This window comes from Colwellia sp. NW0002-52-1 (assembly GCF_057550865.1).
The window spans coordinates 95,255-107,710 of record NZ_BAAJLU010000004.1 but is presented as its reverse complement, the minus strand read 5'-3'; the positions used below and the strand labels follow the sequence as shown (position 1 = coordinate 107,710).

Below are 12,456 nucleotides of genomic sequence, written 5' to 3'. Positions count from 1 at the left end.
TAAAAGGTTTTAAACCAGCCTTCTGCTTGTAACTTATATAGTAATAATTCATGCAATATTTTAATAGTTTTCATAATTTAGGTATTAAAAAAAGCGGCTAGGCCGCTTTAATTTATAGCTTATTTATTTCTCGAGAAACGGTAAATTCAGGCGAGGTTACATAACGTTCAATCACTTGTAATTCTAACTCTAAAGTTTGAAACTTTCGTCTAATATCATGAAATGCTTGTTTTGGCGGCTCCCCGGCTTGCCAGATACGAGATTTCACTTTAATCGACTCATTGGTTATGTCATCTTCATCATTAGTATGATGCGAACCGGTTTTATTCTCAGACTGGTATTGGCTCCCTTGTGCAAAATTGCCTTTGTGAGCATGACTTAAATTGGCTGGCTTTTTATCTAGAATAAACCAAGCAGCAATATAAATAACAATAAACCACTCCATGCCAAGCAACACACCTGAAACAACCAATATGCGCACTAACCATGATTCCCAACCAAAGTAATCGGCAATGCCTGCACAAACACCCGCTAATTTTCCTTGGCTCGCATTTCTATATAACTCACCTCGGGGCTTGCTGGTCATAATTTATTTCTCCACTCCGGTGTTTCAGCATCTAAAATAGCTTCAAGGGTTTTAATTCTGTCTGCCATTTTGTCAGCCAGTGCCGATAACTCAGTTAATTGAATATACTCTTCTTCACTGAAACCCTGACTAATTTGGCGTTTACTTCGATAATGTAATATCAACCAAATAGGCGCTACTACAACCATAAATATAATAACTGGGGCGATGATAATCTCATCCACAATAACTCTCCTTTAATGTTGTCTGACGCAGGTAATAAATAGCTATCGTCTAATTATTTTGTTTTAGGCTCTGATTTCATTTTAGCTTTTAATTGCGCTAATTCATCATCAACTTTATCATCTGATGCTAAATCTGCAATTTCATCGGCTAAAGACTTGCTACCCATATCATAAGACTCTACCTGTGCTTCTATATCATCAATTTTACGTTCGTAACGGTCGAAACGACTTAAGGCGTCATTCACACGATCACTATCAATATTCTTTTTAACTTTTAAACGCGAGTGAGCTGTTTTTTCGCGCATAATAATCGCTTTTTGACGAGACTTAGCATCGGCTAGCTTATCTTGAAGCTGTGAAATTTCACTTTGCAACTTAGCAATATGTTCATCTACATGTGATAATTCATCAGTTAATGCTGCTGCATTTTCAGCACATTTTTTCTTTTCCATTAATGCTGCACGCGCTAAGTCTTCACGATCTTTGCTTAAAGCTAATTCAGCTTTTTCTTGCCATTGCGTAGCATCTGTTTCAAATCGACTTATTTGGCGTGATAAATCTTTCTTATCTGCTAAAGTTTTTGCTGATGAAGAGCGAACTTCAACTAACGTATCTTCCATTTCTTGTATGATCAAGCGTACCATTTTTGCAGGATCTTCTGCTTTGTCTAATAAGTTGTTAATATTAGAATTAATGATATCCGTAAACCTTGAAAAAACACCCATAATTACTTCCTCATTCAAAAAATTACTTTAATTGTCTTAGCTTTTACTATTCACGTTCTGCGCCAAGTTTTAAAATCAAAGTAACATCTTGATTAATAATACTTTATTAATAATTAAAAAAAGGCTTCTATCTAAGCTAGTAATAAAATACACTATTTGTTAGTGAAAAAAACCAATTATTAGGTCAGTAAATGACACGTTTCAAACAACAAGATAATCTCATTGGTCAATCTAACAACTTTTTGGAAGTGCTTGAGCAAATTTCACAAATAGCGCCATTAAGTAAACCCGTGCTAATTATTGGTGAACGTGGCACAGGTAAAGAACTCGTTGCGGCGCGTTTACATTACCTGTCAAAACGTTGGGATCAAAACTATTTGAAACTCAATTGTGCCGCGTTAAATGAAAATTTATTGGAAACGGAATTATTTGGTTATGACAGTGGCGCCTTTACCGGTGCAAGCAAGCGCCATGAGGGCCGCTTTGAGCGTGCTGATAACGGCACTTTGTTTCTAGATGAAATAGCTAACACTACCGGATTAATACAAGAGAAGTTATTGCGTGTTGTAGAATATGGCGAGTTTGAACGTGTTGGTGGTTCAAGAACCATTAAAACCAATGCTCGCCTAGTGGCTGCTACAAATGAAGATTTACCTTCAATGGCCGCTGCTGGCGAATTTCGTGCAGATTTACTTGATAGGTTAGCTTTTGATGTTATTACCCTGCCGCCATTGCGTGAGCGATTAGACGACATTTTGGTTTTAGCTGAACATTTCGCCATTAATATGGCTCGTGAGCTTGAGTTTGAGCTGTTTAGTGGTTTTACAGAAAAAGCCAAACGTGCCTTACTTGAATACCAGTGGCCAGGTAATATTCGCGAATTAAAAAATGTAGTAGAGCGAAGTGTTTATCGTTGCAATAATCCTCATTTACCTGTGCATGAATTAATTATTGATCCCTTTGAGTCGCCTTATCGCCCTTCAAAACGTATTAAAACACAGGATAGAATTAAGACGGCTCCTCAAGTAGAAGTAGCAGAAGCATCGACAGAGTCAAAACCTCAGACTAAAGCCGAAACAAAGCCATTAGCAATTAATGCTGCTTCACTGCAATTTCCACTGTCGTTAAAAGATTTATCACAGAATTATGAAGTTGATTTGATCAAATCTGCTTTGGCTAATTGCCAATATAATCAAAAGAAAACCGCAGATGCCTTAGAATTAACCTATCATCAATTAAGAGGCTACTTAAAAAAATATAATCTACTCGATCCAAGTAGTGCAGACGAAGAATAAAGATTGGCTATGGCTTTCTCTACTCAAACATTTTACAATTTTTTCGCATTGTCTTTGCTCGCTTTTCTTGCTGGCTGCGATACAAATGAAACACTCTCTTTAAGTAAAGAGAGTATTATTTACTGTAGTGAAGGCTCGCCAGAAAGCTTTAACCCTCAAACGGTTTCTTCAGGTACTACAATCGATGCAACCTCGAATCAGCTGTATAATCGCCTGCTTGAGTTTGATCCTACAGACAATACTATTATTCCGGCAATTGCTAAATCTTGGCATGTAACACGCGACGGTAAAATGATTACTTTTTATCTTCGCAAAGATGTGCAATTTCACCAAACTCGATACTTTACCCCCACACGAGCGCTTAACGCCGATGATGTTATTTTTAGCTTCAGTCGCATGTTGGATGTAAACCATGAATATCATCCAGTTTCGGGTGGTAAATACCCTTTTTTTCAAAATGCACAATTAGCAGAGTTAATTAGTAGCGTAGAAAAAATTAATGAGCATACTGTGCGCTTTCAATTAACTCGCCCTGACAGCTCTTTTCTGGCGAACATTGGTAGTGATTCTGCGGTTATTTTATCAAAAGAATATGCTGATCAACTTTTACAACTCAATACCATGCAAGAGATAGATATGCTGCCTGTTGGTACAGGACCATTTAAGTTTAAATGGTATAGTTCTAGCTCATTTATTCGCTATGAAGCGCATGAAAATTATTGGCGAGGAAAATCAAAAATTAAACAATTGGTTTTTGATATTACGCCAAGAGACACCGGCAGACTAACCAAGTTGCTAGCTGGCGAGTGTGATATTATCGCCTACCCAATTGCCCACGAAAAAATAAAACAACATGATAATTTAATATTAGAGTCGGTTACTGCTTTTAATGTTGGCTACTTAGGTTTTAATACCGCAAAGCCACCATTTAACAACCCGTTAGTGCGTAAAGCATTGTCTTACGCTATTAACAAGCAAGCTATTTTAGACGCGGTTTATACTGGGCAGGCCGAAATAGCTAACGGTATAATACCTAACTCTTCATGGGCTTACGACGAAACGATATCAAGCCAAGAATATTCAATAAATAAAGCACAAGAGCTATTATCTGAAGCGGGTTATAGCGATGGATTTTCTATGGATTTATGGGCAATGCCGGTGCAACGTTCATATAACCCAGATGCTGTGACTATGGCAAAGCTCATTCAAGCAGATTTACAAAAAATAGGCATTGAAGTTGATATAGTATCAGGTTACGAATGGTCAACTTTCTTACGTAAAATTACAGATGGCGAACACCAAAGTGTTCTTTTAGGTTGGTCTGCTGATCACCCTGATCCTGATAACTTTTTTTCACCAATGCTCAGCTGCTCTTCAGCAATAACGGGAAGTAATAGAACATTTTGGTGCAATGAAAAATTTGACAGGCTCATTAAACGCGCTTTACAAACAAACAGTATCAATAAAAGAAAAGTGTTATATTCAAAAGCCCTTGCTTTAATTAATGAAGAAGTGCCGTTAATCCCCATTGCTCACTCAAAACGATTTCAAGCTCGTTCAAATAATATAAATGGCAAACTATTACGTGCTATTGGTGGAATTGATTTTAATGGGGTAACAAAAAACTAGCATGTTGATATTTACCCTACGCCGACTCAGTTTATTTATTTTTACAATTTTGTTGCTTACATTATTGTCTTTCAGTTTAAGTTTTTTGTTTCCTGGCGATCAACTCATTAATTTAACTGGACAATTAAATGCTTCACCAGAACAATTAGCCATTTTAGCTAATGACTACAATCAGCAGTTTGGGCTTTTAAGCCAGTACTTCAGTTATCTTAATCACCTTTTTCATGGTGAAATGGGCTATTCGATGAATAGCCAACTCCCCATCGCTACTGAAGTACTGAATCGTTTGCCCGCCACCATTGAGTTGACCTGCGTTGCGTTACTAGTAGCTATGTTTTTTGGTATTCCTATTGGTTTTTGTGCTGCTATTTATCATCGAAAGTTACCTGATAATTTAATTCTAACTGTTGCTATGCTGGGTTATTCAATCCCCGTTTTTTGGCTAGGAATACTGGCGATATTGGTATTTTCGATTCAGCTAGGTTGGTTACCTTCTGCAGGCCAGATCAGCCTACTCTTTGAAATTGAACCTGTTACTGGCCTACAACTTATTGACATTTTACTGAGTGACAATGAATATAAATGGCAGGCTTTTCAAGATGCTACCCGACACTTGATATTACCTGTTATTGTAGTTGCGTTAGCACCCGCGACAATTTTCATGCGATTAGCGCGTACAGCAATGTTAGAGGTTTTAGACACTCACTATATCAAAGCAGCTAAAGCAAAAGGTCTGACTTTTAGCCAAATTATTTATCGCCATGCTATGCGTAATGCTTTTATCAAAGTTATTAGAGACGTTGGTTTACAGTTTGCTAATCTTATTACTATTGCTATGGTAACTGAGGTTATTTTTAGCTGGCCTGGCATTGGACGTTGGTTAATAGAAAGTATTTATCAGCGTGACTACACGGCAATTCAAGGTGGTTTAATCGTGCTTTCAACCTTTATTTTTATCGTTCATATAATTATAGATTTTGTTTATGCAGCACTAAACCCCTTAGCTAGGGAGCCTCATCATGGCGCGCGATAAAATATATCAAGAAGAAGAGTTTCCAACGCCATTAATGCAATTGTGGCATAACTTTAAAGAGCCGCCTGTTGTTTTAATTGGTTTTGGCTGTTTTTTGTTTCTGATAGTGCTCGCAGTGTTGGCTAATGTTATTTCCCCTTACTCTTCAGTAGAGAATCACTTAGATCATTTACTTTTACCACCTGCATGGAGTGACGAAGGTAATGTCAGCTTTTTACTAGGTACTGATAACTTAGGCCGTGATATGTTATCGCGGTTGATTCAGGGTACTTCGTTAACTTTTGGTTTAAGTATTATTGTGGTTATTGCTTCGCTTGCTATTGGCGTAGTTATTGGCTCGCTATCTGCGTTAACATCGGGTATTAAATCAAGCTTTCTCAATCATTTTCTCGACGTTATATTGTCGATCCCCTCTTTACTGCTAGCTATTATTATTGTCGCAATATTAGGGCCGGGCTTAGAAAACACCTTATGGGCTATTATTATGGTGTTGATCCCGCAGTTTGTGCATATAACCCGAAATGCTGTGCGAGAGGAGTTTGCCAAAGATTATGTATTAGCCTCACGCCTTGACGGTGCAAGTTCATTGCGAATTTTGCGCTATTCAATCTTTCCTAACATTATCGAAAAACTAATCAGCCAAGCAACTCTTGCACAATCGGCCGCTATATTAGACATAGCCGCGCTTGGCTTTTTGGGATTAGGTGCGCCTATTCCTATGCCTGAATGGGGTGCAATGCTAGCAAACGGTATCGATTTATTTTATATCGCACCTTGGACAGTATATTTGCCTGGTTTAGCTATTTTATTTTCGGTTGTTGCCACCAATTTAGTTGGTGAAGGCATGCGCCACGCATTAAAAGTGCGCAAGGAAAACTAATGAATTTAATTGATATACGCAACCTTTCTATTGAGCTTAAAACCGCTTCAAAACCAATATTTGCTGTTGATCGTGTTAACCTCACAATGAAAGAAGGTGAGGTGCGCGGCTTAGTTGGTGAATCTGGCTCTGGAAAGTCGCTACTTGCTCAAGCAATTGTTGGCGTATTGGATGAAAAGTGGCGAGTAGATGCCGATCGTTTTCATTGGCGTGGAAACGACTTAATGCGGTTGTCTCCTGCAGAACGTAAAGCCATTATAACTAAAGACGTTGCCATGATATTTCAAGAGCCTATGGCGTGCTTAGATCCAACAACGTCTATCGGTGAACAATTAGAAGAAGCCGTTGATGCTGAACAACTTACTGGATTTTTTTGGCAAAAGCGTCAACAACGTAAACAAGCCGCAATTAATTTATTGCACAAAGTTGGTATCAAACAGCATGAAGTATGTGTAAAAAGCTTTCCGCATCAACTCACTGATGCGTTATGTCAGCGAGTAATGATTGCTATGGCGCTTGCAAGACGCCCTATGCTACTAATTGCTGATGAACCTACAGCTGCAATGGAAAGTACTAACCAAGGGCAAATATTTCGTCTACTGGCGAGCTTAAATCAGCTAAAAAACATGTCGATATTGTTAATCAGTCATGACTTAGAAAACGTTACCCATTGGACAAATACTATTACGGTAATGTACAGCGGACAGTTTGTAGAAGCTGGAACAACTGAGCAAATATTTAACCAACCTTATCACCCTTATACTCGTGCCCTTGTTGATAGTAGCCCAAGAGCAAACAGGATGATCCCTAATAAATCTCGGTTAATGACCTTGCCTGGCAGCATCCCTATATTGCAGCATTTACCGATCGGATGTCGCCTAGGTCCTAGATGCCCTAGAGCACAGCAGAAGTGTGTTCATGCGCCCAAAATTAAGAATTTCCATAGCCATCAAGTAAGTTGTCACTTTCCACTTAAGGATAGCTATTCGTGAGTACTGTGTTATTACAAGTGAGTAATTTAAGTAAAACCTTTAAAGACAAAAATTATTGGTTTAATCGTAAATGTGTGTCGGCTTTAGAGCCTATTTCTTTCGACATAATGCCACACAAAACACTCGCAATAGTTGGAGAGACTGGCTCTGGTAAATCAACCATTGCAAAGTTACTTGTTGGTGCAGAATTACCAACAACAGGCGATATACGCTTAAATGGCCAAACATTAGCCCCAGGAAACTTTAAACAACGTTGCCAGCATATTAGAATGATATTTCAAGACTCTGGCACAACATTAAACCCGAGCCTGACCATTGAACAACTTCTTGATGAACCTTTGCAGCTCAATACTAAACTCGATGAAGTTGAACGTAATCAACTAATTAGAGAGACACTACAAAAAGTGGGTTTGTTAGCCGATCATATGAGTTTTTATCCGCATATGTTTTCTGGTGGTCAAAAACAACGTATCTCATTAGCTCGCGCTATTATATTAAAACCACAAGTTATTATTCTTGACGAGGCATTAGCGGCGCTCGACCCGTCTTTACGCTCTCAAATGATTAATTTACTGCTCGATTTACAACAGCAGATGGGTTTAGCATTTATTTTAATTTCTCACAATTTAGGTATTGTTAGACACTTTAGTGATGAAATGATGGTAATGTGTGAAGGGGCAGTATTAGAGTTTGGAAAAACCAATGATATTTTGAAGAAGCCAAAACACAAATACACTAAAAAGCTGATTATGAGCCAACGTTTTCAGTTATTAAATCGTTAAAGAGCTTAACAGCGTTTATTTAGGGAGCGTTCAGAATTCTGTGTCAGCTTAAATATTTTAAATATCGAGTACGGTGTCTAAACGCCCTTCAAAGTAAATCGCTAACTGAGATAAGCAAAGGCTCCAATTGTGAATGGGCATTGTCCATTTCTCGGTAGCGTTTAATATGCCAGCATAAAGTAGCTTCAACAAGCTATTTTCATTAGGGAAAGCCCCTTTAGTCTTTGTCAGCTTTCTAAACTGGCGATGCACAGCCTCAACAGCATTTGTCGTATAAATCACCTTGCGAATATGCTCTGGATACTTGAAGTATGCGGATAAATTATGCCATTTATTGCGCCAGGAATTAATGACTAGCGGATAGGAACTTCCCCATTTAGCTTCAAGTTCATCAAGCGCTAGCTCTGCGGCCTCTTTCGTTGGTGCTCGATAAACAGGTTTTAAATCGGCCATGAATGCCTTTTGATTTTTAGAAGCAACATACTTCATTGAGTTGCGTATTTGGTGAACGATACACAATTGTACTTCAGTCTCAGGGAAAATAGCTTTTATCGCCTCAGGGAAGCCTGTTAATCCATCAACACAAGCGATTAGGATATCTTTAACACCACGATTATTTAAATCGGTGAGCACCGATAACCAGTAGTTAGCCCCTTCATTTTCCGAGAGATGTAATCCTAGTATTTCTTTTTTACCGTGAATGTCTAAGCCAAGTAAGGTGTAAACTGCTTTGCTGATATATCGCCCATCTTCTTTCACTTTATAATGAATCGCATCAAGCCAAACAATCGGATAATGGCTATCAAGAGGCCGTTGTTGCCATGCTTTTAATTCTGGAATAAGTTTATCTGTAACAGCACTTATCATGCCTGTCGCAACGTTCATACCATACATATCTTCGATGTGTTTATTAATATCTCGATAGCTCATGCCCATACTGAACATGGATAATATTTTTTGGTCTATTTCATCGGTGAGTGATGTTTGATTTTTCTTAACGAGTTGAGGTTCAAAACTACCGCTTCTATCTCTTGGTGTATCGAGTTCAAAGTTGCCAACAGATGATTTGACCGTTTTAGTGCTAGAGCCATTCTTGCGATTAGGTTGTTGCTCATTAGCAAGGTGTTGTTCAAGTTCAGCTTGCAGTGCGGCTTCACTTAGTTTTTTGATAAGCCCTGTAAGTACACCATCTTTGCCATTCAGATTTTTATCTGCCTGGAGTGCTTTAACTGCTTCTTGAAAATCGAATTGAGTTGTCATGTGTCATTCCTCTTTTTACTAGTTTACTGAAATGACACAAATTTTTGAACACTCCCTTTATTTAAATATAGCTTTTACCTTATCAAATTTATATGTTTATTAGCTTTAACTTAATAGCTACGTTGTCGATGTTAAATCAATTAATTTAATTCATTAAGTGCTCAAATTTTCATCTTAGCCATTAACCAATTTTATCTTAATATAAAATTAATCTGTAGATCGTAAAAATTATGAGAAATGCGTCATACGATGAGAACATTTAACATTGGCGTTACACCTGAGATTGTTCTTTTAACTTTTCAATGTCCCAATAAGGTCAGCAAAGATAAGAAAACAGACGTTAACATCAATAACTTATTGGACTGTTTTCAGTGTATAGAAAAGTAGATTTACCTTTAGCCTGACAGACAACTAAGACTCCAAGGCAGTTGTTGGTATTGAGAAAGAACAACGACTCTACTCCCATAGGTTATATTGAATCAACTAGATGTTTCCTTTACCGTGTAGATAAAAATCCCCTTATATTTAATAACTTTAAACAATTAGCAAGGCTTAGTTTTCCTTGTAACTTTAGTTGAAAACATACGATTGATTAAAAATTTCAATATATTATATGGCTCTAATACACTTTAAGTCTAAATTGATTTACTTCTATTTCACTTTCTACCATGAACTTGCTACTAAGCTGAACTAACTTCTTATATTCTTCAGGAAAATATTTCTTGATTCTAGCTAACCTGGAGTAATGGCTAGGCTCAAACATCTCGACTTCAGAAACAATTAAACTCAAGCTTCTATTAAGTCTTCCATTCTCGTAACTGTCTTCTAATAAAAGATCTAATACGTCTAAACCTAATTCATTCACTTCTGGTATCAAACCAAAATCTAACAATAGTTGAACTGCCTCTGGAGAGTTTAAAGCAGCAGGTAAGAATAGATCATTTCCAAAGCTATCTTTAATTGAAAAATCGAACCTCTCATTTTTGAGTGACTCCCATTTTTCAAAAGGTAAATGTTTAAATGCTAGCAAGCCAGATGGTGGTGCAGAAGCTACTCTAGCGTTCCAAATAGGTATAAACCTTTCAGTGTTTTGCAATAATGAAATCAACAAAGTGTCTGTTTCAACTATAGTAATAGGGATCGATGAGCTGTAATCAAGCGCATCTTGAAAATTCTGCTCTTGTAGCATGGTGATGAAGTCACTGTGACTTTCTTTGCTTACACTATGGCTAGATTCAGTTTCACGCCATAAATTAACAAGAACTGGATCAATATCATGCAACCTTTCAGCAGTATTCCCATCACCTTGTGAAATACGTTTTATCAAATCATAAGCTTCACTGTGATCTAGAAAACCTTCTTCGGCCAATAACTCTTTTCTAATTGACTCACATGACTTCGATTTATCGTTTAAAGTAGCTTTTCTTAGTGCCATAGATTCGATTGCCTTGGAGACCAATGAGTTATCTGGTAAAACCTGATTAAGATTATAACTGCTATCTACTAGCTCTATTTGATGCAGCGCTTTTTTTAGATCTGAAGTTAGTGCTATCGAACTTTGAAAACTTCTTCTATTTGGAGCTTTAAAAGAAATGATGGTTTCCTTATCCATTTGATAATGTGAACCATGAGCTTTGTAGCCTTTTTCAATCAAGTAATTAATAGTATCCAAATATTTGTCTGGGAAACTCTCAGCATTAACATAAGCGTCATCTTTATTTGGCAGGTTCATTATGGCTATATCTAAACCAGTTATTACTCCCTGTTCGTTTGTAGGATGAACGCCATATGTTTCCATTAGTTGAAGAAGTTTTACGTTATGTGTTGAGGCTGCTAAGTCAGCTAAGTTAGTATAAGAATCATAGCGCCCCTGTGCGATTATTGGCATGTCCTCAATGGACACTGCTTGATTGATTAGAAGCTCTAAATATTCAAATGGTAAATTATTCATAACTGCCACAGCAACATCATTAACGTTAAAGTTTCTCAATGATACTGCTTGTTTGAATTCTTCAATATTAAGGTTGCTGCCAGTTAGAACGAATAATATAGACGGTGATAAAACGGGGCTACCATTTATTCCTAGAGGTGATTCTAAGTATGTGTTGAAATTTCCATCGTTTTCAAGCAAAGCGAAAATATCTGATTTACTAACTTCATTGTCTAACTCTAAGCCCATACTTAATCCATTAGACATGCCTTCAAAAGCTTTTAAACTTTGAACTATGATGGGTGTATTTATGACTGAGAAGTTATTAATTACTGATAAACCACTCCAGTCGTTTAAAATATCAACGGAAGTAGTAAAGTTGTATTTTTCTTTCTCTATTTTTGTCTTCGCTTGAAGAAGTAAGTTATCATAACGATTATAAAAAGTTTTATATTGTTTGGAATAACTAAGTAGCTCACGTTCCGTTTTTCCATTTCTCAACTCATGTTCCAGAGCTTGTATTAATATCTGATGTATATTGTTAACTTGCTTGCTGAAATCTAAGCTTCTCTCTTTACATTGAGCATTCGCAATTGTTAATTCCTTAAGCTTTTGTGACGCAAACTCTTTGTTACTAAACTGAAAAACTTCAGTGGGAACATTGTCACTCAAATCGGAAGCAACATCATTAACAATATTGTTTGATTTGGTGCTTTTAGTAGGGTTTATGTATATTATTAAAGCAATTACTATTGCTAAAAGTAAAATTAACTTCTTCATTGTTATTATATTCTTCCATGATTTTAATATTTATAGCATAACACAGCTAAATTCTGCTCTTGTAGACTTCTTCAATCTGCACTTTTAATTAATTAAATTGAGTAAGCTATGAGCTTGCAGCAGTCCTTCAAACTTATAGTTATTTCTGGGTGAAGTTGCTGCTGATATACTCTTAACTTCACCAAAGCTAATGACCGCTTTGGGCAATAAGTGCTCATTAAGCACAAAGTTTAGGAAGTTTTTGCAGTTCCTTAATTTTGGTGACGTTTTTTTAAAGTTTTCTCACAACTTTGGACGCAAATGTTTCAATCGATTTAACTCTATCTAGCTACAACCAAGA

General features: G+C 37.0%; 11 protein-coding genes. 6 read left to right on the top strand and 5 right to left on the bottom strand.

Features of this window, described 5'->3' with window-relative positions; translation table 11 throughout:
* Positions 1-112 precede the first annotated feature (112 nt).
* From pspC to pspA, 3 genes are read right to left on the bottom strand one after another with little or no spacing between them, the layout of a single operon-like run.
* Positions 113-586 carry an envelope stress response membrane protein PspC gene (gene pspC, locus AC27H3_RS06075; protein WP_487104565.1) on the bottom strand — a complete coding sequence of 158 codons (474 nt, stop codon included), beginning with the start codon at positions 584-586 and terminating at the stop codon, positions 113-115.
* Positions 583-810 carry an envelope stress response membrane protein PspB gene (pspB, locus tag AC27H3_RS06070; protein WP_487104563.1) on the bottom strand — a complete coding sequence of 76 codons (228 nt, stop codon included), beginning with the start codon at positions 808-810 and terminating at the stop codon, positions 583-585. The genes pspC and pspB overlap by 4 nt, the downstream gene beginning before the upstream one ends.
* A gap of 53 nt (positions 811-863) precedes the next feature.
* On the bottom strand, positions 864-1,535 hold the full coding sequence (pspA, locus tag AC27H3_RS06065; protein WP_487104562.1) for a phage shock protein PspA: 672 nt from the start codon (positions 1,533-1,535) through the stop codon (positions 864-866).
* 191 nt (positions 1,536-1,726) lie between these two features.
* Between pspA and pspF the strand changes: the two genes are divergently transcribed.
* Genes pspF through AC27H3_RS06035 form a run of 6 tightly spaced genes read left to right on the top strand, consistent with a single transcriptional unit; the run spans position 1,727 to position 8,146 of the window.
* Complete coding sequence (pspF, locus tag AC27H3_RS06060; protein ID WP_487104561.1) at positions 1,727-2,830, top strand: phage shock protein operon transcriptional activator; 1,104 nt, start codon at positions 1,727-1,729, stop codon at positions 2,828-2,830.
* A gap of 9 nt (positions 2,831-2,839) precedes the next feature.
* Complete coding sequence (locus tag AC27H3_RS06055) at positions 2,840-4,459, top strand: ABC transporter substrate-binding protein (RefSeq protein WP_487104559.1); 1,620 nt, start codon at positions 2,840-2,842, stop codon at positions 4,457-4,459.
* 1 nt (position 4,460) lies between these two features.
* Complete coding sequence (locus AC27H3_RS06050) at positions 4,461-5,492, top strand: ABC transporter permease (protein WP_085302066.1); 1,032 nt, start codon at positions 4,461-4,463, stop codon at positions 5,490-5,492.
* A complete protein-coding gene (locus AC27H3_RS06045) occupies positions 5,479-6,372 on the top strand; it encodes an ABC transporter permease subunit (RefSeq protein WP_085302064.1) in 894 nt (297 codons plus the stop codon). Before AC27H3_RS06050 ends, AC27H3_RS06045 begins: the two co-directional genes overlap by 14 nt.
* Positions 6,372-7,364 (top strand): peptide ABC transporter ATP-binding protein, encoded by a 993-nt coding sequence (locus AC27H3_RS06040; protein WP_085302062.1) that lies wholly within the window; start codon positions 6,372-6,374, stop codon positions 7,362-7,364. Before AC27H3_RS06045 ends, AC27H3_RS06040 begins: the two co-directional genes overlap by 1 nt.
* Positions 7,361-8,146 (top strand): ATP-binding cassette domain-containing protein, encoded by a 786-nt coding sequence (locus tag AC27H3_RS06035; RefSeq protein ID WP_487104557.1) that lies wholly within the window; start codon positions 7,361-7,363, stop codon positions 8,144-8,146. The genes AC27H3_RS06040 and AC27H3_RS06035 overlap by 4 nt, the downstream gene beginning before the upstream one ends.
* Positions 8,147-8,203: 57 nt before the next feature.
* Here the strand turns inward: AC27H3_RS06035 and AC27H3_RS06030 are convergent, their stop codons facing one another.
* Complete coding sequence (locus AC27H3_RS06030) at positions 8,204-9,406, bottom strand: IS256 family transposase (protein WP_487104555.1); 1,203 nt, start codon at positions 9,404-9,406, stop codon at positions 8,204-8,206.
* 619 nt (positions 9,407-10,025) lie between these two features.
* Positions 10,026-12,116 (bottom strand): hypothetical protein, encoded by a 2,091-nt coding sequence (locus tag AC27H3_RS06025; protein ID WP_487104554.1) that lies wholly within the window; start codon positions 12,114-12,116, stop codon positions 10,026-10,028.
* Between the last annotated feature and the right edge of the window lie 340 nt (positions 12,117-12,456).

What these genes read in the sequence shown, in the direction of transcription:
- pspC (WP_487104565.1), bottom strand. Translation starts at nt 586, where the DNA reads ATGACCAGCAAGCCCCGAGGTGAGTTATATAGAAATGCGAGCCAAGGA.
- pspA (WP_487104562.1), bottom strand. Translation starts at nt 1,535, where the DNA reads ATGGGTGTTTTTTCAAGGTTTACGGATATCATTAATTCTAATATTAAC.
- pspF (WP_487104561.1), top strand. Translation starts at nt 1,727, where the DNA reads ATGACACGTTTCAAACAACAAGATAATCTCATTGGTCAATCTAACAAC.
- AC27H3_RS06055 (WP_487104559.1), top strand. Translation starts at nt 2,840, where the DNA reads ATGGCTTTCTCTACTCAAACATTTTACAATTTTTTCGCATTGTCTTTG.
- AC27H3_RS06050 (WP_085302066.1), top strand. Translation starts at nt 4,461, where the DNA reads ATGTTGATATTTACCCTACGCCGACTCAGTTTATTTATTTTTACAATT.
- AC27H3_RS06045 (WP_085302064.1), top strand. Translation starts at nt 5,479, where the DNA reads ATGGCGCGCGATAAAATATATCAAGAAGAAGAGTTTCCAACGCCATTA.
- AC27H3_RS06040 (WP_085302062.1), top strand. Translation starts at nt 6,372, where the DNA reads ATGAATTTAATTGATATACGCAACCTTTCTATTGAGCTTAAAACCGCT.
- AC27H3_RS06030 (WP_487104555.1), bottom strand. Translation starts at nt 9,406, where the DNA reads ATGACAACTCAATTCGATTTTCAAGAAGCAGTTAAAGCACTCCAGGCA.
- AC27H3_RS06025 (WP_487104554.1), bottom strand. Translation starts at nt 12,116, where the DNA reads ATGAAGAAGTTAATTTTACTTTTAGCAATAGTAATTGCTTTAATAATA.